Source organism: Streptomyces sp. RerS4 (assembly GCF_023515955.1).
Classification (GTDB): domain Bacteria; phylum Actinomycetota; class Actinomycetes; order Streptomycetales; family Streptomycetaceae; genus Streptomyces.
Genome location: NZ_CP097322.1, coordinates 32,289 through 56,308, shown reverse-complemented (window position 1 = coordinate 56,308; position 24,020 = coordinate 32,289). Strand labels below are relative to the sequence as shown.

24 protein-coding genes are annotated in these 24,020 nt (G+C 71.8%); 3 read left to right on the top strand and 21 right to left on the bottom strand.

What is annotated here, in order from left to right; genetic code table 11:
- Window positions 1-26 precede the first annotated feature (26 nt).
- The 11 genes from M4D82_RS00245 to M4D82_RS00195 form a co-directional block, all read right to left on the bottom strand.
- Window positions 27-488, bottom strand: a complete 462-nt coding sequence (locus M4D82_RS00245) for a TadE/TadG family type IV pilus assembly protein (protein WP_249771343.1) — start codon at window positions 486-488, stop codon at window positions 27-29.
- A gap of 9 nt (window positions 489-497) precedes the next feature.
- On the bottom strand, window positions 498-962 hold the full coding sequence (locus M4D82_RS00240; RefSeq protein ID WP_249764045.1) for a TadE/TadG family type IV pilus assembly protein: 465 nt from the start codon (window positions 960-962) through the stop codon (window positions 498-500).
- Window positions 959-1,366, bottom strand: coding sequence for a TadE/TadG family type IV pilus assembly protein (locus tag M4D82_RS00235; protein WP_283844536.1), 408 nt, complete (start codon window positions 1,364-1,366; stop codon window positions 959-961). Before M4D82_RS00235 ends, M4D82_RS00240 begins: the two co-directional genes overlap by 4 nt.
- A gap of 96 nt (window positions 1,367-1,462) precedes the next feature.
- Window positions 1,463-1,657: a hypothetical protein gene (locus tag M4D82_RS00230; protein WP_249764043.1), complete on the bottom strand. Its 195-nt coding sequence runs from the start codon at window positions 1,655-1,657 to the stop codon at window positions 1,463-1,465.
- A 36-nt stretch (window positions 1,658-1,693) separates the two neighbouring features.
- On the bottom strand, window positions 1,694-2,581 hold the full coding sequence (locus M4D82_RS00225; protein WP_249764042.1) for a type II secretion system F family protein: 888 nt from the start codon (window positions 2,579-2,581) through the stop codon (window positions 1,694-1,696).
- Window positions 2,578-3,516, bottom strand: a complete 939-nt coding sequence (locus M4D82_RS00220; RefSeq protein WP_249771341.1) for a type II secretion system F family protein — start codon at window positions 3,514-3,516, stop codon at window positions 2,578-2,580. Before M4D82_RS00220 ends, M4D82_RS00225 begins: the two co-directional genes overlap by 4 nt.
- Window positions 3,517-3,518: 2 nt before the next feature.
- Complete coding sequence (locus M4D82_RS00215) at window positions 3,519-5,090, bottom strand: TadA family conjugal transfer-associated ATPase (RefSeq protein ID WP_249764041.1); 1,572 nt, start codon at window positions 5,088-5,090, stop codon at window positions 3,519-3,521.
- Between the two features lie 22 nt (window positions 5,091-5,112).
- On the bottom strand, window positions 5,113-5,928 hold the full coding sequence (locus M4D82_RS00210) for a hypothetical protein (protein ID WP_249764040.1): 816 nt from the start codon (window positions 5,926-5,928) through the stop codon (window positions 5,113-5,115).
- On the bottom strand, window positions 5,928-6,521 hold the full coding sequence (locus M4D82_RS00205; protein ID WP_349637110.1) for an SAF domain-containing protein: 594 nt from the start codon (window positions 6,519-6,521) through the stop codon (window positions 5,928-5,930). The genes M4D82_RS00210 and M4D82_RS00205 overlap by 1 nt, the downstream gene beginning before the upstream one ends.
- A 186-nt stretch (window positions 6,522-6,707) precedes the next feature.
- Window positions 6,708-7,598 carry an ATP/GTP-binding protein gene (locus tag M4D82_RS00200; protein ID WP_249764039.1) on the bottom strand — a complete coding sequence of 297 codons (891 nt, stop codon included), beginning with the start codon at window positions 7,596-7,598 and terminating at the stop codon, window positions 6,708-6,710.
- The gene (locus tag M4D82_RS00195) at window positions 7,592-8,161 is read right to left on the bottom strand and encodes a hypothetical protein (protein WP_249764038.1); all 570 of its coding nucleotides are present in this window, start codon (window positions 8,159-8,161) and stop codon (window positions 7,592-7,594) included. The genes M4D82_RS00200 and M4D82_RS00195 overlap by 7 nt, the downstream gene beginning before the upstream one ends.
- A gap of 438 nt (window positions 8,162-8,599) precedes the next feature.
- Here M4D82_RS00195 and M4D82_RS00190 point away from each other — a divergent pair, with 438 nt between their 5' ends.
- Window positions 8,600-9,100: a hypothetical protein gene (locus M4D82_RS00190; RefSeq protein WP_249764037.1), complete on the top strand. Its 501-nt coding sequence runs from the start codon at window positions 8,600-8,602 to the stop codon at window positions 9,098-9,100.
- 142 nt (window positions 9,101-9,242) lie between these two features.
- Here M4D82_RS00190 and M4D82_RS00185 read toward each other — a convergent pair whose 3' ends face one another.
- The gene (locus M4D82_RS00185; RefSeq protein ID WP_249764036.1) at window positions 9,243-9,797 is read right to left on the bottom strand and encodes a hypothetical protein; all 555 of its coding nucleotides are present in this window, start codon (window positions 9,795-9,797) and stop codon (window positions 9,243-9,245) included.
- Between the two features lie 545 nt (window positions 9,798-10,342).
- Between M4D82_RS00185 and M4D82_RS00180 the strand changes: the two genes are divergently transcribed.
- Window positions 10,343-10,498, top strand: coding sequence for a hypothetical protein (locus M4D82_RS00180; protein WP_249764035.1), 156 nt, complete (start codon window positions 10,343-10,345; stop codon window positions 10,496-10,498).
- A gap of 204 nt (window positions 10,499-10,702) precedes the next feature.
- The gene (locus M4D82_RS00175; protein ID WP_249764034.1) at window positions 10,703-10,876 is read left to right on the top strand and encodes a hypothetical protein; all 174 of its coding nucleotides are present in this window, start codon (window positions 10,703-10,705) and stop codon (window positions 10,874-10,876) included.
- Window positions 10,877-10,987: 111 nt separating this feature from the next.
- Here M4D82_RS00175 and M4D82_RS00170 read toward each other — a convergent pair whose 3' ends face one another.
- The 9 genes from M4D82_RS00170 to M4D82_RS00130 form a co-directional block, all read right to left on the bottom strand.
- Window positions 10,988-12,427 carry a competence protein CoiA gene (locus M4D82_RS00170; protein ID WP_249764033.1) on the bottom strand — a complete coding sequence of 480 codons (1,440 nt, stop codon included), beginning with the start codon at window positions 12,425-12,427 and terminating at the stop codon, window positions 10,988-10,990.
- 165 nt (window positions 12,428-12,592) lie between these two features.
- Window positions 12,593-13,507, bottom strand: coding sequence for a replication-relaxation family protein (locus tag M4D82_RS00165; protein ID WP_249764032.1), 915 nt, complete (start codon window positions 13,505-13,507; stop codon window positions 12,593-12,595).
- A complete protein-coding gene (locus tag M4D82_RS00160) occupies window positions 13,504-16,083 on the bottom strand; it encodes a type IV secretory system conjugative DNA transfer family protein (RefSeq protein WP_249764031.1) in 2,580 nt (859 codons plus the stop codon). Before M4D82_RS00160 ends, M4D82_RS00165 begins: the two co-directional genes overlap by 4 nt.
- On the bottom strand, window positions 16,068-16,754 hold the full coding sequence (locus M4D82_RS00155; RefSeq protein ID WP_249764030.1) for a hypothetical protein: 687 nt from the start codon (window positions 16,752-16,754) through the stop codon (window positions 16,068-16,070). Before M4D82_RS00155 ends, M4D82_RS00160 begins: the two co-directional genes overlap by 16 nt.
- Window positions 16,751-17,869 (bottom strand): C40 family peptidase, encoded by a 1,119-nt coding sequence (locus M4D82_RS00150; RefSeq protein ID WP_249764029.1) that lies wholly within the window; start codon window positions 17,867-17,869, stop codon window positions 16,751-16,753. Before M4D82_RS00150 ends, M4D82_RS00155 begins: the two co-directional genes overlap by 4 nt.
- Window positions 17,866-20,631, bottom strand: coding sequence for a hypothetical protein (locus M4D82_RS00145; protein WP_249764028.1), 2,766 nt, complete (start codon window positions 20,629-20,631; stop codon window positions 17,866-17,868). The genes M4D82_RS00150 and M4D82_RS00145 overlap by 4 nt, the downstream gene beginning before the upstream one ends.
- Window positions 20,628-23,201, bottom strand: coding sequence for an ATP-binding protein (locus M4D82_RS00140; protein WP_249764027.1), 2,574 nt, complete (start codon window positions 23,199-23,201; stop codon window positions 20,628-20,630). Before M4D82_RS00140 ends, M4D82_RS00145 begins: the two co-directional genes overlap by 4 nt.
- Window positions 23,198-23,725: a hypothetical protein gene (locus tag M4D82_RS00135; protein WP_249764026.1), complete on the bottom strand. Its 528-nt coding sequence runs from the start codon at window positions 23,723-23,725 to the stop codon at window positions 23,198-23,200. The genes M4D82_RS00140 and M4D82_RS00135 overlap by 4 nt, the downstream gene beginning before the upstream one ends.
- The gene (locus M4D82_RS00130; protein ID WP_249764025.1) at window positions 23,722-24,018 is read right to left on the bottom strand and encodes a hypothetical protein; all 297 of its coding nucleotides are present in this window, start codon (window positions 24,016-24,018) and stop codon (window positions 23,722-23,724) included. The genes M4D82_RS00135 and M4D82_RS00130 overlap by 4 nt, the downstream gene beginning before the upstream one ends.
- Window positions 24,019-24,020 lie beyond the last annotated feature (2 nt).

Below are 24,020 nucleotides of genomic sequence, written 5' to 3'. Positions count from 1 at the left end.
CGGACAGGGGGACAGGAGGGCGGGGGCTACTGCGGTTGGGTGACGCCGTACAGCAGGCGGGCGGAGCCGTGCCCGTTCACCCCCATGGAGGGGATGCCGACGATGGCAAGGAATTTGGTGGTGTAGGCGTCGTGGACGGTGACGGTGAGCAGGCTCTGGTCGGCGGACAGGGTGACGCTGCCTTGGGTGCCGGTGCGGGCGAGGTAGGCCTGGGCCGCGGCCTGTGCGGCGTGGGGGTCGACGCGGACGGCCTGGCCGTTGATGGCGGCGGCCGGGTCGATGGCCTGGCCGGCCGCGCGGGCGGCTTCCATCGCGGTCGCGTCCGCGCGTTCGGTCGCGCGGAGCTTGCCGCCGCCGTCGATGGCCAGCCCGATGATGCCCAGCAGGGCCACCGTGACGATCGCCGTGTAGATGGCGATCCCGCCGTCGTCGTCCTTCAGGCGCCGCCGCAAGGACTTGGGGCGGGCCGTCGGCGTGGGCATGGGCATGGGCATGGGTCATCCCTCCCGGGAGCGGTAGGCGTCAACCACGGAGGTGAAACGACTGGTGAGCGTCTTGTGTCCGGGCACCCCGGGGAGCAGGAGGTCGGACAGGGCCACGGTGCAGGTGATCGTGACGGTGACGGTGCCGACCTGTCCGACGGGTACGGCGAGGCCGGAGGCGTCCACCTGCGTACTGGCCTCGGCACAGCGGATGCCCTGATCGTCCAGGGAGCGGGCGGCGGCCGCGGCGGCTTCGGACTGGGCGCCGGAGTGGGTGCGGGAGATGGACGCGGCGCGGGCCGCGTCTTCGGCGGCGGCGTCGATCTTCGCACCGGAGGTGACGATCCGCCCGCCCGCGATGGCCAGGCACAGCAGCATCAGCAGGAGTGGGGTGACGATCGCCGCGGCGATCGTCTCGCTGCCCCGGTCGCCTTCACCTGCCGTACGCCACCGGGCCGCCCAGCCGGAGGTCACCGTCATGGTTGGGTCCACCGTTCCCTGGGGGCGCCGGCGGACTGAGAGACGGTCAGGCCCGAGAGACCGGGGATCAGGGACGGCGCGGTCCCGGTGACGGTGACACGGACCTCGGTGGTCGAGCTGCCGGCGGTGCTGACCGTGGGGGAGGTCAGGCTGTCGCCGGCGATCCGGCCGAGCGTCTCGCGGGCCCTGGCCGCGCCGGCGCCTTCGGGGGCCTGGTAGACGCGGGCTGCGGCGACGCCTTCGCGGGCGGCGGTCAGCGCGATGTTGCGGGCGAAGTACCACATCGAGGCCTGGACGACCGCGACGGTGACCAGGATGACGAACGGGAACACGATCGCCATCTGAAGGGAGGCCTCCCCCCGATCCCCCTCCCCGTGTCGCTGCCCTTGCCGGGCCCGCGTGATCCGGGGCCACTTCGCGGGCGCACCGGTGTGCGATGCGGTGGGTCGGCTTCTCGCCGAACGTGCCACGACGCCCCCTCGCCCTCCCTTCTGTGTGGTTCAGATGCCGGAAAGCTTGCCGTTGTACTTGGTGACGACCACGCCGATGGTGCCCGCGATGACCAGGGCCCCGGCGACGGCGGCGACCCAGATGATGATCGTGGTGATGGAGATGTCGCCCCGGTCCTTTTCCTGGTCCTTGATGGTCTGCCAGTGGGAGCGGAGCGCGACGGAGAGTCGAACGGCGAGCTTCATGGTGAACTCCTCGGTTCTCGGGGGTGGTGGATCGGTTCAGGTGGTGAGCATGCGGATGACGGCCGGGAACGCGATCAGCAGCATGACCAGCACGGCCAGCAGGGCGCCGGGGGCGGTCATCTTCTCGCTGTCGGCGTTGGCGTCGGCGGCCTGCGCGGACAGGAGTTCGGTGCGCAGGTTCTTGGCCCGTGAGCGCAGGGTGGCGTAGACGGAGGCGCCGTCGTCGGTGGACTGGCGCATGATCGCGGCGAGGTCGTCGAGGACCGGCAGGTCGAGCTCGGCGGTCAGGCGTGCCAACGATTCCCAGTGCGCGACCTTGTCCACGTGCGACTGGGCCAGCGCGGCCTGGATCCGCTGGAACGCCCACCCTTCGCCGACCCGGGCGGCTTGTTCCATGGCCTGTTCGGCCGAGACGTTCCCAGCCCGGCGCAGCGCCACGAGGTCGAGGTAGGCGGCCATGGCATGGGCGAACTCGCCCCGGGCGCGCTTGGCCTTGTCGCGCAGCGCGAGGTCGGGGGCGAACCAGAGCACGACGGCGGCGAGGACGCCCACGATCACGGGCAGGTACAGGGACACGCTCAGCAGCAGCAACGGGATCGTGGACAGCGGAGGCAGCAGCAGCCCCCCGCCGGCCAGGGCGACCTTCGTCAGCAGGAACTTGGCCGGGCTCTGCCCGGTGAGCGCCAGGTCCTTGTGCGGGATCCGCAGGCCCGGCATGCCCGCGAGGTGTTCGACGAGCCACCGCCCCCACCGCTCATCGCGGTCCAGGGCCGGCTCCCCGACAGGTGTCGGGGCGGGGGCGGGTTGGTTCAGGCGGCGCAGCGCGGGCCCGAGCGCCGGGGCGGGGTTGAGGAGCTCCCGGATCAGCAGCGCGCCGCCAGCGCCGATGGCGGCGCCGGCGAGAATCGCGGCGACTGGCATCATCGGCGCACCTCGACCTTCTCTTCGGGCTCGACGACCGTGTCCGCGTCGGGGGTGGGGAGGGGGGTGACGGCGCTTCGGGGGTCGGCGATCAGGAAGCGGGGGACCGGCTTGATGTCGGCGATCTGCCGCATCAGCGCGAGGGCCCCGACGAAGCCTGCCGACAGCACCGCCAGGATCAGCTGCCCGAGCGGTGTGCCGTAGGGGGCGGTGTAGGAGGGGATCAGGAAGCCCGTGCCGATCACGGCGAGGGTGATGATGGTCATCCACCGCATGGTCGTGCGGGGTTTGGCCCGGTCGGCCTCGATGGAACGCCGGCGGGCGACCTCTTCGTGGACGGACTCGGCGAGGTCGTCGAGGGCCTGGGCCAGGCCCGGTCCGCGGTCGCCCGCCGACAGCACCAGCGCGGCGACCACCTTGTCGGCCGTCACGTCCCCGAGCGCGTCCCCGAACTCCCGCAGCGCGTCGACGGGCCGCCACCCGACCTGGAGGCGGTCCACCAGATCGGCGACCTCCTCGGTGATCTCCTCCGGGCATCCCCGGCGGGAGATCTGAAGGGCCTCGTCCAGGCCGCGTCCCAGGCGCAGCGTGTTGGCCAGGCGCTGTGTCCAGTCGCCGAGGGCCTCCAGCTTCGCGATGCGGACGGTCGCGGACTTCGTGGGCGACAGCAGCCAGGGCACGCCGATGACCGCGAGGAAGCACATCGCGCCGGCGACGAACACCCCGCTCACCAGCCACAACCCCACCCCGCCCACGGCCCCGACGGCCAGGCGCGTACGGCGCCGCATCGCCTCGTCCCGCGTCGCCAGGCTCCGACCGGCCCGAAGACGCGCGCCCACGCCCGGCCCGGCAGGCGCGGTCGTACCTCGAAGGCCCACGACCAGGCCGACCAAGCCGCCGGCGATGGCCAGCCCCGACAGGACCCACAGCAACAGCACGCTCACGACGCCCCCTCCGCGACCAGCAGCGGCAGCGCTGCGCCCCACGACCCGGTGGGCTGGTTCAGGAGGGTGGCGTCGAAGCCGGCCCGGCGCAGGTCGTTGACACAGCGCGGCAGCATCAATGGCACGGCCCGGTGCTCGCCCCACTCCGGGCGGGGCCCGAAGATCTGGTTCGTCTCGGGGCGTCCGCCCTCGCCGATCCCGGTGACCTCCAGGACCTGGGAGATGAAGCGGTGGCGGTGACCGCCGATCTTCGTCTCGTCGATCTGCCGCACGAACACGATGAAGTGCAGGCCGTTCGCGGCCTGCCGGTAGGCGAGCTGCTCGGTCATGTTGGCTTGCGCCAGCAGGTACAGCTCGGCGATCCGGTCGAACACGACGGACGGGCTCATCGCGTGCAGAGTGGACAGGTTGCCGCCCGCACCGTTCGTCATCGCCTCCAGCATGGCCACAATCTCCGGGCCGCGGACCTCACCGACGACGATCCGCGCGAGCGACATGCGCAGCGCCCGGTACATCAAGTCCATCAGCGTGATCTCACCGGCCGCCGCCCCTCCTCCGATGACCTCGCCGTTGGACTCGCGGGCCTCCATCGGCACGACCTGTCGGTGGTAGCCGTTCTCGTGCGCGAAAAGCTCGAACTCCGTCTCCAACGTCGCGAACCGCTCGTCGGGATCGATCTCCCGCAGCAGGGCGCGCAGCAGGGTCGTCTTGCCGGCGGCCTGACCGCCGACGACCATCACGTTCTTCTCCGCGCGCACCGCGGCGCGCAGGAACTGCTCCAGGGTGGTGTCGAGCATGCCCCGGGACACCAGCTCGGGCAGGTCGGCGTGCCGCATGCTGTGCCGGCGGATCGTCACGTACGTGCCGGGGGTGACGTCGATGATCGCCTGGAGGCGCGAGCCGTCGGCCAGCCGCAGGGCGAGGAAGGGGTCGGCTGTGGACAGGCTGCGCTCCGCCTGGCCCGTGGTGCGCCGGGCCAGGTCTCGCAGCAGTTCGCGCAGCTCCTCGTCGGAGTCGGCGACAGGAGCGACCCGCGTGCGGCGCCCGTCGGTGAAGTCCAGCCAGGTGTCGGCGTAGCCGTTGATGAAGATGTTCTCCACCAGCGGGTTGTCGAGGTGTTGTTGCAGGCGGCCGGCGCGGAACTGGAGGTCGAAGACCGCTTGCGCGATGGCCGCGTCCTGGGCGGCACTGGTCGCGTATCCGAGCTTCACGGCTTCGGCATCCGACCACAGGGCCACCTGCTGATTGATCAGGTGCCGGCCCTGCTGCTCCTGCGCGGTCACCGACAGGTTCGGCCGGGCGCGCAGGACATCGGTCAACAGCTCGCCGACCTCCTTCTTGATCAGCCGCACCGCCGCGTAGTCCACCGTGACGGCAGGGGAGGCCGCGTGCTCCACCGAAGCGTTGCCCGAAGGAGGCACGGGGGCGGCGGGCGGGGCGGGCGGGGCGGGCGGCGTCGCCCAGGGGTTGACCAGGGCGGGGCTCGGCGGCGTATCCGCAGAGGAGGGCGTCGGGGCGGTAGCCGGGCGGGGCACGGCGAGCCGGGCCTGGAGGCCCGACGTCGACATCTGCGGATCGTTGTGCAGGGGGTTAGCGCGCACCGCTCACCGCCCGCCCGAGCGTGGCAGCCGGCGGAGCCAGCCGAGAGCGACGGATGGCCACCATCTCCTGCACCCGCACCGCCGCCGACCGCCCCGCACGCATCAGCTCCGACGACTCGAAGCGCCGCGGCTGCTCCGCGCCGTCGGAGAGCACGGCGGCCTGCTTGGGCTGCCAGGGCAAGACCGCCGTCACCGCGACGCCCAGGTGTCGACGTACCTCTTCCTTGGAGAAGGGACCGCCGTCGACCAAAAGCATGCCGACCTCGGTCGTGCTGCCGAGACTCTCCCTGAGAGCCTCCAGGCGGACCTGCGCGCTCTGCAACCCGCGCAGGGTGTTGCGGGCGACCAGGAGCACGGCGTCGGCGCGCTGCGCGAGAACCGCCGAGGGGCCGAACGCCCCCCGCCGGCCCAGGTCAACGATGACGTCGTGTCGGTGAGGCTCGATCCCCACGAAGAGGCCCGCGAGCGGCGCCCAGACCGGTTCCAGCGCAGAGGCGTGCGCGGGATCGTAGAGACCGGGCAGCACCAGCCGATCCCGAGTCCCGGCGTCGGTGATGTCCACCAGCTGACGCCAGAACGCTTCCTGCAACTGCCCCTGCCGCGCCGCGACCGCGAGGTTGCGCAGACCACGGGCGTTGTCCAGGGTTCCCTGCAAGGCCCCCGGCAGGATCGCGCCGCCGTCCGGGTCCGCCTCCGCCAGCACGACCCGATGCCCCTCGGGCATGGGCCACGTCAACAACAGCGACAGCGCCGTCGTCGTCACCCCGGGCGCCCCGAGCCCGCCCACCAGCGCCACCACCGCCATCAGTTGCCCTCCTGCGCCGCGACCACCAGCGCGACAGCGCCCGTCGCGACCCGCGCGGCGAGCGTCGGCCCGTCCGCGGCGGGCACCGCCACATCCACCACCACGACACCCGTCGCCGGCGCGGCGACGCCCACCGCGACCACCGTCGCCGCCAACGTCTTCGGCACGGCCGGGACCGCGACCTCCCCGGGCTTGCCCGACGGCGGGGCCGCCGGCTGCGCCGGATCCGGCGTCGAGACGATCAACACCTTCTGGCCCGCCGACAGCTTCGAAGCGGGCAGCTGCGAGGGCTTCAACGCCACACCCACCAACTGTTCACCCGCCTTGACCAGCGACGTCGCGGTGACCTGATCCGGCGACAGCAGCGAGCCGGCCTTCAGGGCAACGGCCGCCCGCTGACCGACCATGCCCGCCTTCCGCGCCACCGGGACCGCCTTGACCGCCGGGTCCAGCGCCAGGGAGGCCGGTGCGAGGTCGGCGGCCGTGATCGCCGCCCCCACGGGCACGTCACGTGTCACCACCAGCACCGCCGAACGCTGACCCGACGCGGTGAACAGCAACGCGCCCGACAGACCGCCGGCCGCGATCAGCACGACGGACAAGGCGATCAGTCCAGGGCGCCGTCGTCGCTGACGCACCACACGCGGCGCCGCCGCCGGAGAGTCCACAGGTCCCACAGGCCCGGGAAGAGCCGCGCGGCCCGCAGGTGGCTGGGTGGTCGTGCTCACTGCTGTGCCTCCAGGGAGAAAAGCCAGAAAGAAGTTCGAAAAGGGGGCCAGCTACTGGCCGACGACCTGGACCTCGCCCACCGCGACGGTGAACACCGACTGGCGGACCTCGGTCAGCTGGCCCGTCCGCCCGCCGCCGCTCACGGCCCAGTCGACGGTCCAGGTGGAGGTGGCGGTGCCGCTGTACTTCCCACCGGGCCGCCCGGCCGACGTCGCGCGGTAGAGGTGACCGCAGTCGGGCGAAGCCGCCATCCCGCGCGCCGCCGTGTAGGCGGTGCCGGGCCCGGTGCAGGTCACCGACGATCCGTCGCCCATGGACCACACGATCGAGGACACCTTCGCGGTCGCCGTCACCGTGATCCCGCCCGCGGACGCCGAGGCCACGTTCGGCCCCCATGTGGTCGGGCCCTGCCCGACCCACAGCCACATCGGTACCCCGACCGTGTACGTTCCGCCGGGTCGCGGGCTCACGATCGCCGGGCCGTCCAACAGCATGCTGTCCACCGCCCGCCGCGCGAGCACCGCCGGATCGACCGCCGGCGCCGGGGCGTCCTGCGACCAGAACACCCTGCCGAGCACGTCCTGGTTCTCCGACCCGGGCCCCTGCCAGATACAGGGGTTGACGTACACGGCACCATCGCCAGGGGTGTGCCCCTCCCACAGCGCGCTACCGGCCGGAGGCTGCGGTTCCAGGCGCGTGATGGCACAGGAGATGCCGTCGATCACGGGCGTGGGCCGGCTCGACCCACCGCCACCGGAACCACTGCCGGGCCGGTTTCTCGTCCCGCCCCCGCCGACCTCCGGCGGGATCTCGACGCCCGCGCACACCCTCTTGTTGTCGCAGTTCCAGACGTCGCCGTCCGTCGCCCACGCGACGGACGGCGACAAGGCCACCGACGCGACGGCGGCGAGGGTCGCGGCCGCAGCGCGGCGTCTCAGCATGCCTGATCCTGGATCTTCTCCTCGATGACCACCCATCCACTGGGCCACTTCTCGATGGTCGAGACGGTGATGTACCGAAGCAGCCGTTGCGAGGGCAGGGGCACCGGCTGGCTTGTCTTCTTGTCCACGAGGTTCCACCGGGTGACGTCGACACAGGCCGTGACGGCGGCCGTCGGGAGCTTCGTTCCCTCCTTGAGCTCCACCACGATCTTCGAGTGGTCTGCCTGGCCGGTCATGACGCGGCCCGACCTGCGCATGTTGGCCAGCCCGGTCTCGGTCTCGGCGTAGGAGGTACCGGATGCGACGGTCTTGAGGTCGGTGCCGGTTGAATCCGCTTGCGCGAAGACTTGCGTGAGGACGCCCCAGTATCGGCTGTACGCAGCCTTGACGTCGGCCTTCTCCGCCTCCACCGGGTCTGCGGAGGCACTGGGCGATGCGGCAGAAGCCGACAGGGCGGGAGATGTACTGGGTTGTGGAGGGGAGGCCTTGTCGTCCTTCACTCCTGAGGTGCAACCCGTGACGGCGACGGCCAGGCCCACGATGGCGGCGGCAGCTCCGAGCATGCGGCGGGGGCCAGGAAACTGCTGCCGTGTTGTCGTCATTGCTGTGGTACCCCCGGATGATCGCTGTCGGGTTGGGTGGCCAGCCCACTGCCTGCCGGCCAAGGAATCGCTGTTGCAACTGTTTCGACATCTTTATGCGAGCCCTAACAGGGGCACACTACGGTGTCAACGCGCCAGGATCTATGGGGTTCTTGAGCCACAGTTGATCAAATGTCAACTTTGATCTGGAATGCCCCGACGCATCGCGCCACGCCCCGCGAGGTGCCGTTTCTCTTCGGCGACCCAAGCGCGACACGCCTTGCGCTCCTCATGAAGCCTGCGCGTGGCCAAAAGTCATAAGCATGGCTGATTCTTTGCTCTTGATAATGGTGGCGCTTCCGAACCAAAGCCGTAGCCCGACCGGCGAAACCGGGGCGTGGACATCCGTAGACTTCCCTCATGACCGACCAGAGGGTGACCATCGAGGCCGAGGCATTCCCGCTCATGGTGCGCCTTGGGCCACAACTCCTTCTGATGCAACCGGTATCCCGAACGGCGGTACACGGACTGGACGAGGCCTACACCGAGGCCGCCTTCGACCTCACCACCGACATCCAGTCCACCGGCACCAGCATCGACGCACGATGGCAGGTCCTGCCCGACCACACCCACGTGCTGCTCGTGCTCCACGGCCGTGCCCCGAAGCCCTTCGAGCTCGCGATCCGCTACACCCTGAGCAGCCCGACCGAGCGACAAGCCTTCCTGGACATCGCGCAGCACGCCGACACCGGGCCGGTCGCCCTCTTCATCTACCCCGACAGGCACGACGTGGCCCAAGCCGCGACCGCCCTGCAAAAACCAGACCTTCCCTTGTTCACCAGCCTGGGAATCGGAGTCGAGGAGGCACTGCACTGCCGTACCCTGCACCGCCTTGGTCGCCACCCCCGCAAGCCCGCCTGAAGGTAGCTCAAATCGGGCGGGCCTAGACAGGGCCGCGAGTCGACGCCTTCCGGGCCAGCGCAGCAGACGTCGATGGGGGACTCGCGCACCGAAACCAAGGTGATGTCCGTTGAGGACACCGTCCTCCCCCTCAACCCAGCGATCAGGCGGCGTCGTTCGGGGGGCCCGCCGGGCACTCCGCAGCCGTCGCGAGGACGTCGACCAGGCGTCGCAGGGAGTGCAGCGCGGGGTCATCCGCAGAAACGTTGGCCAGCACCAGGTAGACACGACCACCCAGCAGGACGTCGCGAACCAGGCGCCCGGCAAGGGCGGTCCGACCCGCGTCCCGAACGGCAGACCGCACCGAGGCCTCGCTCCACGCGACCCGGGCCAAGCCGGCCGTAAACTCCAGTTCCTGCGCGTGCGGAATCCAGCGGCCCGCCTCGTACGCGGCGAGCAACTCCGTCGCGCACCGCTCCACCACCCGCCAGGCACCGTCCGCAGGACCCAGCTCGGGCCGCCCCCGGCTGGGCCGCCCCGAATCGCAGGACGCGCACAGGCCGACCTGGCGGAGGATGCCGGAGGCCGGCAGGAAGTCGACCATGACAGCCGGATCGGCCAGGACGCTGTCCTCGTCGGGGCAGAGGTGGCAGCGGGGCGCGACAGCGACCAGGCGGAGCGCCCTGACACTGTCGGTGTGGGAGGTCGGGGTCTTCACCTGTGCACAACGACCAGCAGCCCCGGCAGGAACCTGCCTGCCTCGGACCCCACCATCGTCCCGGGGCCGAGCACGGCCACCGTCGCGTACCGCGGCTACGTCCGGGCCGCCGACAAGACGGACCTCGACGTGGTTGTCTCCCGACTGCGCGACGCCCGGCCCCAATCGAGCGCTGCCGCGGCGTATTCCGTCTCAGGTTCACCGGACGTCGAGTGCCGACCGGTACACCGCTGGCACACCGCCGGTACGGACGCCACTTCCCCTCCACTCCCGCCGACCGCTTCGATGGAGCCAGGCTTGCGGGGCTTACCCTCCGCTGATTCACAGTGCCGCCACCGGCCGGGGAATCTCTCCGGCCCAACGACAATGTGAAGGAAACGATCTTGTACGAGATGATGTCGGACGCGGCCTCGAACGCGCTCGGTGGCCTGGCCGTACTGGCCGTCGGAGCGGTCCTGGCGCGGTTACGTCGGCGGCGAACCCGTCGACCCACTCATGGGCACCCGACGATCACAAGCTCCGCGCGTACCTACACCTTGCTTGGGATGCGGGCACCAGACGGCCACCCGGTCCAGCTGGTCAGCTGCCGGCCCGCCGGCACCGTCGTATATGGCCCCGACGGGCGACAGGAGTACGAGCTGACCGATGCGGTGTTGAGGGACGGGTCGTTCGCGGCCGAGCCCCTCGCCCGGTACCGGTGACGCAAAGCGCCCATCGGACCGTGGCCACCTACGAATCGTGTTGAGGCCGGTGGTGATGCCCATACGGGTGGAGACGAGAGTGAACCACTCCCTGATTCTCGGATGCGAGGCGTGTCCATCCGGCACCGTGGGCACATGGACGGATCGGTCGATGGAGTAACTCCTCGTAGGAAGTACAGGTCGCTTGTGGGTCGGTGGGGCTGTGTGTGCCTGCGCCTGGCGGCGTTCACGGCCTCCTGGGCGGGGTGGCGGTCGTCGGGCGTCGCCTACGGGGAGGTCGTCGCCAGGTCGTACCACCTGAGTGTGGCGCTCTCACTGGCGGGCGTGGCGGTGGTGGCGCCCGAGACCGCGGCGGCGGCACTGGAGGCCCTGACGTAGGCCGTCCGCCGACCGCGGCGCCGGGTGGCGGACGCCGTGAAGCCGCCCGCCCCGACATCCGCTGCTTGCGCCAGGGTCAGGGCGCCTCTTTGAAGCGCCTCAGGCTGAAGATCAGGGACTCCAGATGCTCGGGGTGCTGTCCGGCTCCTGGGGAAGGATCCGGCGCCAGGGAAGTCTGTACGCGCCGCCGCAGATCCGGCACTGCGCGAGGTAGAGGGCGGCGGCGGCCCCGAGGGTGTCGCTGGGCCGGGCCGGGAACTCTCTGCCCTCGATCTTCGCGACCAGATCCGGTGTCTCGCAGGCGCAGAAGTCCACCCGGACCACCTCCGTGCGCTGGTCCTTGGGCCGCTTCGGCGCTCCGTAGGCGTACCTGCTGAAGTGCTTGAGGGCGAGCTCGTCTCCGAAGAGCAGCAACAACCCGGCAAGCAGCAGGTACGCCTGGCCCCGCAGCAGACGCCGGGCCGGGTTGAACACCGCGACCGGCACCCCTTCTCCGTCGACCAGCGGGATGCCGTCAGCCCAGCAGGGATCGGCCACGCTCCAGCCCACCGTGGCAGTCAGCCCGTGTTCCCGGCTCAGGTAGGCGATGGCCCGCCGCACGCCGCGCCGCCGCGCCGCCTTCTCCCGCAGCTCCGCGGCAGCCGGCGTGTCCCGGACGGCTTCCTCGGCCTTGACCGCCTTGCGCAGGGCCCGCGCGCGGCTGGCCGTGTTGCCCTCACGGACCGCGGCCTTGCGGGCATCGAGCCGGCGCTTCCTGATCGCGGCCTGCGCCTCGTAGGCGAGCCGACGGCGTTCTTCCTCGGCCAGGTGGGCCGCCTCGGCCGCGATGTACTTCGGGTGCGTCCACACCACTGGCAGGCTGCGTATCCCGTTCGCGTACGCGTAGGGGCTCTTCACCGCGTGGGGCACGGCCTGGCCGTTGAAGACCCAGCGCAGGAAGTCCGCCAGAGGGGTCGGGCCGACCCTGCGCCAGTTGCGGCCGTCGAAGCGGACCAGGCCCTCCACGACGCCGAGGGGGCCGCCGCCCTCGGGGCGGGCCACGCGTACGGAGGGAACCGTGCCCAGCCACGGCGGCCGCAGCCGGTCACTGAACCAGCAAACCGCAACGCCATGCCGACGCATTCGCTCCGTCCGTGCCGCGATGTCGGTGTCGGTGATGGGCGACAGTTGGGCTTCCAACGCGGTACGCCAGGAACCATCCGGGGCGCGGGCCAGTACGTCGGCCCGCCAGGAACCGTCCGGCGCCCGAACCTCCAGCTCAGCGTGGGCGCCCGCGTCGCGGCCTGCCCAGGCGAGTTCGAGCTTCAGGAGGTGGTGGGCCTCCGATTCGCCCTCGCGCGCGATCTCGCAGTCCGGAGCGTACGGAGCGTGGGCGAAGAACCGCATCCCCGTCCGGGAGGTCTTCGCGTACATCGGGTGTCCGCACTCGGGGCACGTGATCGGCGGGAGCGGCTTGACCTTCCACACCGCCTCCCACGCCTGCCCGCACCCGAGATCGGGCAGGTGTGCGAAGACGGTTCCCCATCCGGCGTGCACGGCTCGGAATGCCATCGGTCCCCCTCTGAACGGATAGTCAGCTCAGAGTGTTGCGGCGGCCACTGACAGTCCAGACTGCGGAATTCGGACAGCACGAGCACTCCTCAAGGCTCGCGATACGGAGACGGCGCCTGTGCCGACGGTCGTCCGCCGGCACGGGATCCGTCACTCCGTCGGTACTCACAGATCGATCCAGCTTCTGGACTCGGTGCTCCCCGTCAGCGGTGTCCACACCGCTGCCTGTGGGCCGGCCTTCTCGATGTCTTCGAGGATGGCGGCGCCGAGGGGGACGCGGGCGGCGAGTCGGGTGACGAGGGGGTGGTCGGCGGTCATGGCGCGTAGGTCGGCGATGCGGTTGGCCAGGGTGGTGGGGGAGTCGCCGGTGAGGATGAACAGGACGCGGGGGAAGCGGGGGTAGAAGCGTTGCCAGGCGAGGAGGGCGGCCGGGTCGCCGACGGTGCCGCGCCGGCCGACGGGTTGGGGGGTGTAGTCGTGGAAGCGGGCGTAGGAGATGAGTTTGCGGGCGAGGCGTTCGCTGCTCATGGTCGAGCGGTCGATCTCGACGAAGGCGCGGTAGTGGATCCGGCGGGGGCGGGTGGTGGTGTAGTGGAGGACGGCGTCGGCGGTGAGGCGGTCTTCGCCGCCGGTGTCGGGGAGGCGGTGGGTGACCTCGGGCATCCAGTCGAGCGGTTCGTATTCGTCGCCGCGGGCGCGGGCTTCGGTCAGGAAGGCGAGGTGGGCGCGGACGCCGGTGAGGATGTGCGGGGCGAGGAGGGCTGCGCTGTCGGGCGAGTGGATGGCGCTGGCGTTTCCGCGGGCGCGTAGTTCGGGCCAGGTGGCGACGGTCTGGGTTCCGGTGGGGGTGAGGAAGTGGGCCTGGAGACGCTGGCGGCCCAGGAAGGTGTGGGTGATCAGCCCCTTCTCCCGCAAGGGCACGAGCACGTTGTGGATCTTGCGTGCCGGGGTGTCGGGGGTGAGCATCCGGTGGAGTGCGGTGGTCGTCAGGAGCCGGTGCTGGGCGATCAAGGCGAGCGCGCGGTGGCTCAGCGTCTCGCCGGTGCCCGGCGTCGGGATGGTCGCGGTCGTGGTGGTCATGCGTACTGCTCCCCGGTGTCGTGGGTCGTGGTGGTGGGCGTGGCGCGGGCGGCGAGGAACTCGCGCACCTGTCCTTCCTGGGCAAGGGCCAAGGCCGTCCGCTCGCCCAGGGGCCGGGCCTTGGCGGCCCGGTGCGCGGCGGTGCGCAGGGCCGGAACGCGGTTGGGCCGGGCGTGCTTTTTGAAGACTTCGGCCAGTTCGGGGCCGCGGATCGGCAGGGGGCCGATGCGCTTGCCGGCGACGGTGAAGGAGGCGTAGTGGTGCCAGCGGTCCAGGCCGGCGACGTCGGCGGGGGTGATCGTGTCAGGCCATTGGGCGGTGACCTGGGTGATGGCCTCGACGGATCCGGCGGTGGTGGACAGGCAGGACGCGTTTTGCATCAGGGCGGCTCGGGTCTCGGGCTGAAGTCGGTGCAGGAGTTGGGTCATGCCGTGCAGGCGCCCGCCGAACTTGCGGAGCTGCTCGGTGATCTCCGCCAGGACGGTGGATCCCTGGTCCAGGGAGATCAGTTCGTCGAGGTAGAAGCGGAAGGGCCGGCGCCGGCTTTCGGGCAGGTCGCGGCGTGAGAGGCCGGCGCGCAGGAAGTCGTGAACGAACAGGCTGATCAGGAGGCGGTCGGTGGGTCCGGTTCCGGGCGGGCAGATCCACAGCACGCGGCCTTCGTCCATGGCGTGGCGGATGTCGTAGCCGCTGATAGGACAGCCGAGGAAGGCGCGGACGACGGGGGAGGCGCCGAGGCGTTCGATGGGGTTGAGGACGGTGGGCAGCGCGTCGCGGGGGAGGTCGGGGAAGGTGGTGGTCCACCACGAGCGCGCCTCGGGGGTGAGGGCGGCGATGACGAGGTCGCGGAAGGCCGGGTCGGTGAGCAGGGCCCGGACCTGGAAGATCGTCGCCTGTTGTTGGGGGGCCTGGTCGGCGACGGCCGCCGTGTTGACGGCGACGAGGGCCTCGACGGCCTTGGTCAGGATGGTCAGCGCGCGGGGCGCGGTGACGTCATTCCAGCCCAGGGACCCGGCGAAGGCCTCGATCACGGCCGCCGACACCTCGTGCGCGATCTTGCCGCCGCTCATGTCGAGGAGGTTCCAGGAGGCGAGCATGTCGGTGTCCTTGCGGACGGTCAGGTCGAAGAGCATGACGCGGTCGAGGATGTCCTGGTGGGCGAGGTAGCGGGCGACGGCCTCGAAGCTGTCTCCGTGGGGGTCCACGAAGGCCAGGCCTCGGGCGTTGTGGGCGGAGGCGACGGCGTGGACCTGGGCGCGCATCGTCTTGCCCCAGCCGGCCTTGCCGGACTGGACCTCGAAGAGGGTTTCGTCCTCGTGCGTGGCCAGCAGCCTTTCGCCGCCGCCCGGCTGCCGGTACCAGCCCTGTGGCAGGACTCCCGCGCCGACCTCGTAGGTCGGCATGTCGTTTTCCATCAGCGGATGGCGGGCGGTGACGGTCGGCGGCTTCAGGAGGCCGGCCAGCTCCTCGATGTGCGCCCACCCGCCCCGGGCCGGCCGCATCACCCCCGACGCCCACCGTGCATCGAATCGCGTGCGCCACGGCCACCGGTCGGGACCGAACCGCACCGGACCCACGGACCAGCCTTGGCTCATCAGGCGGGAGGGGCCCGCGAACACGTCCAGGGCCGCCCCGAGGCGTGCCAGCCGTGCCTCGGCCCGGCCGTCCGCGGTCGAGGCGCACCGCACCAGGACCTGCACCCGCACCAGACCGGACGTCTGCGCGAGCTTGCCCAACGCCGTATCGCGGGCGACGCGCCGCAGCGGGGGCATCACCATCGGCCTCGTCGGCCTGCCCTGCCACTCACGCGGATCCAACAGCTTCGTCAGCGCGACCGGGACGCTGTCGGTCGACTCCCGGCTCATCCACCTGGCCTCGCGCTCCGCTTCGCGACGAACCCGCTCCCGGACACCCCGCAACACCTGCATGCGGCGTACGGCCAGGTGCCAACGGGACGCCGGAGAGAAGTCGACGCACACCTCCGCGAGATCCCCCAGCTCGGCCTTCAGGTCCGCCACGGCGTCGATCAGCGGCTGAAGCGGATCGGGATCCAGGGGGACCTCGCGCAGCCGGGAGCCGGGTTCCCCGTGCAGGGTCAAGACCGCGCGCACGGTGTGCTCGCGCCGCTTGTCCGCGATGGGGGCCACGGCTTTGACGTGGACCCGGTCCCCGTAGGGGGTCTGGGCGAGGAGGGCGTGCGCCGTCTGCGGCGCCTCGATGCGGTAGACAAGGGCTCGCTTGCCGTCGGCGCGCAGCCTGATCCGCACCGAACGGGCCCGCCGCGGAACCCACCACGGACCGGAGCCGGCGGCGCGCACCAGTTGCATGCCCTGGCGCCAGATCTGCTCGGGATCCGGGGCGAACGCCGCCGTCGGTTCGAGCTCCAGGTAGGTGCGCCTCGACAGGGCCTCGGCGGCCAGCCGCCGTTGCAGCTGCTCCCAGCCGGCCAGGGCCGCGACGCCGAGCAGCGACAGCCACCAGCCGTTCGCCACCGTCCAGCCGGCGACCGAGAAGAGGCTCTGCCACAGGGCGGCGCCCCAGGAGAGGAGCCCGGTCACTGTCACGTTCGAGTCCATGATGCGTCTCCGTTGCGGTGGTAGTGGAGGGACGCGGGGCGTCCGTCTTGGAAGGTCCCGGCCCGGTCGGCGCCGGCCCACACCAGCCGCACCACCGCCCTCGCCGAGGTCGCGAATCCGGCGTCCGGCGCCGGCGGTTCGGGCGTATCGCGGCGTGCGACGGCGGCCTGGATCCGCACCTGCGTGTAGCCGGCCGTCTCCTTCAGCCAGGCCGCCCGCGCCAGGTCAAGCAGAAGGCGTTCGTCGGCGGGCGGAAGGTCCGCGGGGGTGGCGCGGTCGAGGACCTGCTGAATGAGGGGATCGGCGGCCGGCCCCTCACCGGGCGGCGGAAGCTCGCCCCGAGCAGGATCGGCGCCTGCGGGCGCGCCGGCCTCGGACCGCGGGGGCGGGTTCGGGGGCGCGGAGCCGGACGGCGCGGGTGCCGCGTGCCGCGGCGGCGCGGAGACGACCGTCGGGCGGGCCGAGGCCGACTCGACAAGCGGCGCCGAGCCGCCGCCCGTGTACGGCACGGGCGAGGTATCCGTGGTGGGCGCCGCGACCGATGTGGGTCGGACCGTGGGGGCTTGCCCGTCGAGGCGTCCCAGCCCGCTGTGCAAAAGCAGCGCCCCGGCCGCGGCGAGGACGGCCGCGACGGCCAGGAGCGGGCCGGTGCCGGTTCGTGTGGTGGTCACAGGAGCCTCGCGGCGCCCGCGTAGTCGGGCATGGCGGTCACCGGGTCGATCCGCACCGGCTTTCCCGGCCGGGGAGCGTTGATCATCTTTCCGTCGCCGAGGTAGATCCCGACGTGGTGGATCGTCGAGTTCTGCGTGGGGCTGTAGCCGTAGAAGATCAGGTCCCCGGGGCGCAGGGCTGCGAAGCCGGCGGCGGCGGGGATCCGGCGGCCGACGCCGGCTTGTTCGGCGGCGGTGCGCGGCAGGTTGATCCCGGCCTTGGCGTAGGCGAACTGGGTCAGGCCCGAGCAGTCGAAGCCGGTGACGGTGCGGCCGTCCTGGCCGCCGGGGGAGCAGCAGATCCCGGTGCTGGGGCCCGAGGGCCCGCCGCCGCCCCAGGAGTAGGGCAGGCCTTGCTGGGCGAGGGCGGCCTGGATGACGGTCCCGATGTTGCCCGACGGCAGTAGGGGGACGCGGCCGAGGGCGTCGTAGCGGTCGATGCCCGACATGACGTCGTCGACGTAGGCCCAGGACAGGTTGTAGGTGTGGATCGCCGCGCGCAGCTGGTCGCGATCGGTGAGGTTGCGGCCGGATCCGCACAGGTAGACGGCCGCGGAGGCGGCGGCGTCGTCGGCGTTGTGGGGGTTGACGATCCCGTCGCGGTTGCCGTCCTTGCCGTAGGCGCGGAAGGTTTCGGGCAGGAACTGGAAGGGGCCCACCGCCCGCTCGAAGACATTGTCGTTGTCCCATCGACCGCCGTCGGTGTCGTGGATCGCGGTGGTGTTGCCGCCGGCGCCGGAGCCGTCCAGGCGCGGGCCCACGATCCACGGCTGGATGTCCCCGCTCACCCCGACCAGCCGGCCCGCGGCGTGATCGGACTCGACGCGGGCGATCCCGGCGAGGACCTGCCAGCGCATCCCCCGGCACTTGGGCACGTGGGTGGTGACCTGGGCGGCGCCGGTGAGGTAGGCGGCGAGCATCCGCTCGGGGATCCCGGCCGCCGCGGCGGACACCGCCGTGCCGGCGGTGGCGGTGCCGCGCGCCTTCGTGGCGGCGGCGAGGACGGCCGGAGCGGTGCAGCACGCGGCCGCGAACGCGATCAGCAGTCCCAGGCAGGCGACCTTCTTCCACTTCACGAGCGGTCACCTTCTTCACGGCGGCGGCGCTCGGCGACATGCGACTCGAAGATCGCCCGCAGGCGTGCCGCGTTCGCATCGGCCCGCCCACCGGTGTCGGACCCGGAGGCGCCGTCGCCGGCTGGGCTGCTCGACGCCCGCCGCGACGCGGCGGGCGCCGTCGAGGCGCCTGTGCCGGTGGCCGGTCCTGCGGTGCTTCGTGGTGGGGTGGGGCGTCCGGTGGAGAGCGGGGCCGACACCACGGTCCGGGCCGTGGGGGAGGGGGACGTTCGCGTGGTGAGGGGGCCGGCGGCGATGACGGCGGCGACGGTGGTGTCGCGGACGGCTCCGATCGGGTCGTGGACCTGCCAGGAGGTGGCGATGCGCTGCCCGGCGTGATCCACTCCGGCCATCCAGCGGCCCGAGTCCTCGCGGACCTGGTGGGCTGCGACCCGCAGCTGGGTGCGGGCGTCGTCCGTGAACTGCGAGGCATTGGTGCGGGCGTGGGCGAGGTTGCGGGGCAGGCCCAGGGTCGAGCCGTAGGCCAGCCGTGCGGTGCGGGAGGCGACGCGGTAGCCGCGCAGCCGCGAGGCCCGCGCGTGCAGCCGTGAACCCAGCAGGGGCCGGTCGGTCGCCGGATCGTGGAGGATCTCCCCCGTCCACCGGTCGACCACCATCTCCTCCTCACCGGGCGTGGGGCGCGGGGTGTTCGGTGTGCCGGCCGCACCGGCCAAGAGCCGGGCGGCGGGGTGGGTGCCGGGCTTGGGGCCGACCAGAGCGCTGTGCGCGCCGCGCAGGGCCAGAGCGATCGGGGCGAGGCCGCGCTTGCCTTCGGCCAGGGCGTCGCCCAGGAGCCGGCCCGGCGACATCGGCATGCCCGATCCGTCACTCAGGGCGGCCAGCGAGCCCAAGGAGCGCAGACGCGCCCCGAAGAGGCCATGCGCCGCCGAGCCGCCCGCGCCGCCGGCCGCGTGGGGTCCGTTGAGGGCCAGGGCTGCGCCGAATTCGGAGTTGTCGCCCCGCAGGTGGCTTCCGCCGATCGTCGCGAACCGCATCCGGTCGGCCATCTTCGTACCGAACGAGGCGGCGGCCGCGAGCACCCGGCGGTGCATGACCAGGAACGCGACGGCGAGCGCGTCGACCAGCAGGAGCCGTTCCACCATCAGATCGGGGCCATCCCCGGTCAGCAGGGCGTCGACGGCGATCCCGAACAGCGGCAGGCACATGGCCGCCATGAAGGAGACCAGCGCGGAGACCACGAAGACACCCCACCACCGCCACAGCACCATCCGGGAGGGCCCGGGCAGCATCGCCCACACCCACACCACGGGGCCCGCGGCGGCGGTCGCGGCGTCGGCGCCCTGGGCGCCGAGCATCACCACCGCCATCGACACGATCATCAGGGTGACGACGGCCACCGCGATCAGCAGGGCGACGGCCGACCACACCCGATCCCAGCTGGGCGCCTTCGCGTAGGCGGCGCAGGCCTTGCCGACCGGGCCGGCACCGTCCAGGTCTTTGAGGAGGGTCGCGAACGCGTTCCCCCCTTCCTCTGTGCGGGGGCCGTTGCCGTTCTCGCAGAAGGTGCGTGCCTTGTCCGGCATCGACGCGCACGGGTATTGCTCGCGGCAGGCGGTCTTCGACGTACCGGTCAGCAGCCCGCACGGATCGGTCTTGGAGGCCTCCCGCTGCTCCTCGCAGCGCTCCTTCGCGGATCCGAACAGCAGCTTGCAATCGGGGTTGCCCCGGATGCGGTCCTCGCACGCGTCCTTGACCGGCCCGAACGTGCCCTCGCACGGGTTGGCCTTACCGCCCGAACCTTCCGTACCCGGCTGGGGTGTCGAGGCTTTGGGCAGGGCGCTTTTGACCCAGGTGAGGTGTGCTTTGTAGGCGGCGGCGTCGCCCGGGTTCTTGGGGTCCAGGACCCGCCCGTACTGAAGGAGCATGTAAGGCTTGACGACCAGCGCGTCGGTGAGCGCCGCCTGGATGGGGCCGGTCACCGCCTTCGCGTCCGCCTTCTCGTTGACACACGCTTCGTGGGCGGGGCCGACCGCGCTGTCGCAGGGCCGGCCGCCGCGGGCGGGGGTGCCGAAGTAGGAGTCGGTGGTGATGGAGGCGACCTCAACGGCGGCCTGGTGGGTCTGGTCGAGGAAGCCGTCCTTGCCCAGCAGGTAGTCCGGGCGGACGAACGCGCTCGCGGCCAGCGCTGCGATGAGCAGCGTCAGGGCGATCTCGCCCAGGCCCTTGCCGACCTTGCCCCGGACGAAGAGGACCAGGCCGAAGACGAACGCCCAGGCCAGCAGGAGGCCTTCGAGGCCGAGCGGGGTGACGACGTGGCGCTGGTAGGCGTCGGCGAGACGCTGCGCGGGGTCGATGAGCCAGGTCAGCAGCGGGAAGCGGAAGGTGAAGCCGATCAGCCAGCAGCACAGGCCGACCAGCAGCCGGATCAGGGTGAACAGGCCGGACATGACCAGGCGCTGGGTGTGCTCGATGATGTCGAAGTCGGGCACACCGCCGTTCTGTGCGGTGGCGATGCCGCTTTCGACCATGTCGACCGCCGGGATCCCGCCGGGATCGCCGACCACGGATTCGAGGCGGTAGCCGCTGAGCGGGGCGCCCTCGCGGGTCAGAGCGTCCAGGGGGCCCAGGAGCCCTTCGCCGACGGCGGTGGTCTCGGCAGCCGCCGCGACGCTCGTGTTCGTGACCACGAACACGACCGTCAGCAGGGCGACGAAGCCGGCCGCGCGCAGCGTCCCGCGGTCGAGGCGAAAGGATCGGATCATCGCGCTTCCCCGGGGACGTGCGGACGGCCGGGGGTGGTGAAGATGGACTGCTTGATGCGGGGGACCGGGGGGACGACGATCTTGATGCGGCCGACCCGCATTCGCGGATCACGCAGCAGCATCTCGCCCTCCCGGCCGGCCTGCCCGACCGGGGACAGGCCGGTGGTCACCAGCCGCAGCAGGTTCTCGTCGTCCCCGTCCAGGCCCAGGAAACGCAGGCCCTTCGCGGCGCGGACCCGGTCGGTGGTGCGGGCCAGGAACCGGTAGGCGATCAGACCGGCGTCCTTGCCGAGTTCGGCTTCGTCGTGGGCACCGAGGAGCGCGCCCGCGCCGTGCTTGCGGCCGTCGTGGAAGATCTCGTGGACCAGCGCGGAGCCTTCCGCGGAGGAGGTCAGCCAGTACGACTCGTCGAGGGCGACCAGGCAGAACCGGGACGGGTTGCTGAAGGCGGCCTGCCGGGCGACGGCCGCCACCAGGTACAGGACGGCCCTCCCGATCAGGGCCTCCAGGGGCTGGCCGCGCAGAACCTCGACGTCGGCGAACGCCTCCCGGGGCGGCAAGGTGAGCCCGGTGGTGGTCACCACGACCATGTCGGCCCCGAGGTCACCGTCCAGGGAGACCGGCGGCAGGCCCGGGTCGAAGACCATCGCCGCCAGCGGATTGGTGGCGACGATCCGCAGCAGGTCGGCCATGGTCGCCGCCGCGTCCGCCCGCGTCGCCCCCGTGCCCGAGGCGGCGAGTTCGGCCAAGACCTCACACACCTTGGCCATGGACGGCTCGGGCCCACGGGCGGCTTCCTCGACCGCGTGATGGAGCACCGAGCCGGCGGCCGTCATCGCCCCCACACCCAGCTGGAGCGTGAGGTAGGACAAGGCGTAGTGCGCGCCGACCGCCCCGCCGAACACGCGCAGCGGGTCGATGGAGATCCGGGCCTCGGCGGCGTCGATGATCTGGCAGCGCTCACCCATCGCCGTGTGGGCGAAGGAGGCCCACTCGCGCATCGGGGTCCGGTCGATGACGATCGCCCGTCCGCCGCGGTCGACGACGGCGGCCGTGACGAGCTTCTCCATCACGCTCTTGCCCGCGCCGAGGTCCCCGATCACCGCGCTGGAGGCGGAGGCGTTGACCTGCGGAGCGTCGGCGACATTCAACAAGACGGGGCGTACCGTGCCGCAGTCGAGGTCGTGGCCGATCATCATGCCCGTCGGGTCACCCACCCCGGACAGGGTGAAGGCCCCCAGCGCGGCCCAGTCCTCCGACAGCTGATGCTGGGTGAACTGGTTCAGGCGCGGGGCCCGCACCGTCCCCGGAAGCCCCAGGGCGAAGAGTTCCTCCTGGAGGCCGTAGGGGCGCTCCACCCGGTAGTCGCCCCCCGACAGCGCCGCCGACACCTCCCTCGCCCGACTGTCGCAGGTGGCCGCGTCCGGACCCCACACGGTCAGGACGGTCACGGACTGCACCTCGACCTCGACCGAGGTGCGGGCCATCCGCGCGTCCTGCTCCACCAGATCGGCGGCCGCCTCCGGAAGCGAATGCGGCAACCCGGTGGGCTGGACGTCGTACTGGTTCGCCTGGTCGAGGAGCTCCCGCTTCTTGCGCTGGACCTGGGCCCGCGCCTTCTTCGCCGCGACCACCCGCAGATCCACCGTCACATCCACCGGAAACGCCAGCCCTTCGAGCTGCGCCAGCACGTCGGCGGAGCCCACCGCGACCGCCGGCGGCAACTCCGCCAACACCAGATGCGCCTGGTATCCGGTTCCGGCCTGCGACTCGACCTGAAGCCACCGCCGCCCCAACGGCGAAGACGAAGCCGCCCTCTTCCACCAGGGACGCCGCTCCTTGCCGACCACCTCGTCCTCGACGCCCGCAGGCCCGCCCTGTCCGCCCTCGGCCAGACGTACCTGCCCCAGGTCCGCGTACGAGGGGGAGTGCAGCCGCCCGTCGTGGACCCGGCTTCCGTACAGCGGGCTGTGCTCGGCGTCCGAGACGAGCGGCTCCTCCTCCAGGCCGCGATGCAGGGCGTGCTGAACCAACCAGACGATCTCCGCCGGCGCCGCCGGCCGCATCCCCAGCCCACCACCGAACGAGGTCTCGATCCGCCCCGCCTCGGCGAGAGCCGCCCGTACCTCGGACTCGGCCACCGCCACCGGCGGCAGATCCAGCACAGCGGAGAGCTCCGCGTGCAACGCCGCCAGGGAAGCGGCACCCGAACCGCCCTTGATCGCCAGGGGAACGGCCAGCCACAGGGTCCGCTCGTGCATCTCCTGCCCGGTCAGCAGGTCGACCGTCGCCGCACAGGTCTCGGCCCACGCCGGCAGACCGCGCCAGTCCACCCCCTCCACCATGCGCTCGGCGACCTCGCCGGCATCGACGCGCGCCGCCACCACCAGCAGCCGCGGCTCCATCGAGGGCATCGACCGCACCCACGCGGTGATCCGCCCCACCAACTCCTGGTGCACCGGCGCCGGCAGGTAGCCACCGGGCAGGGCGCTCACCCGCCACACCGCCCACACCCGCCCCGACGTCGACCACACCACATGCCCGGCAATGTGCCGAAACGGACTCCTCACGCCGCCCTCCCCACCTTCTCGGCCACCAGCCGCGCCAACCCCGAACCCGCCGCCACCTCGACGACTGGCACCTCATCTCCCACCGCCACACCGGCCCCGCCCTCAACCGGCGCCGGCGCCGCGGCTCCGACCTCGGCGGGGACAGGCGGGGCGATCACGAACCGGACCCGCAGATACGACGGCGCCCGATCACGAGCCACCCGCCCCTCGACCCGTCCCGCCGGATGCCGCAGCAGCAGCGAAACCACCCCGGCCACCGCCGTGAACGGGCTCTGCCCGGCGATCTGCGCACCGCGCACCGCCCACACCGCCCCCAACCACAAGGCGACCGGCACCGGCCCCGCCCACGACCACCACGCGTACGTCTTGATCAACAAGAACGCCCCACCACCCAGCACCACCAGCTGCGCCGGCGTGTACGGGCCCAACGGCAGCCGGAAGTCCCCGAGCTTGCCCAGCACCCACGGGTGGCGGCGCGCGGCGGTGTAGACCCGGGCGACCCGCACCCGATCCCCGCCGCTCACAACACACCCACAGAACCGCCGTGCACCGCCGCGGAACCGCCATCGAGGGCGGGCGCGCTCTTCAGCGGGTGCTCGACCTTGTCCTTGACCGCGCCCGAGAAGGACTCACGCGCCTCGTAGATACCCAAGGCCAGCACCATCGCGAGGAGCGCACCGATTCCGGCCTTGATCGAGAACTGACGGGAAACGGCGACGACGACCACCACAACCAGAATCAGCTTGAGGCTGTTGTCGGCCCAGCCGCCCAACGTGGCGAAGAACCCGTCGCCCAGGTCGTCCAACTTGCTCGCCAAGG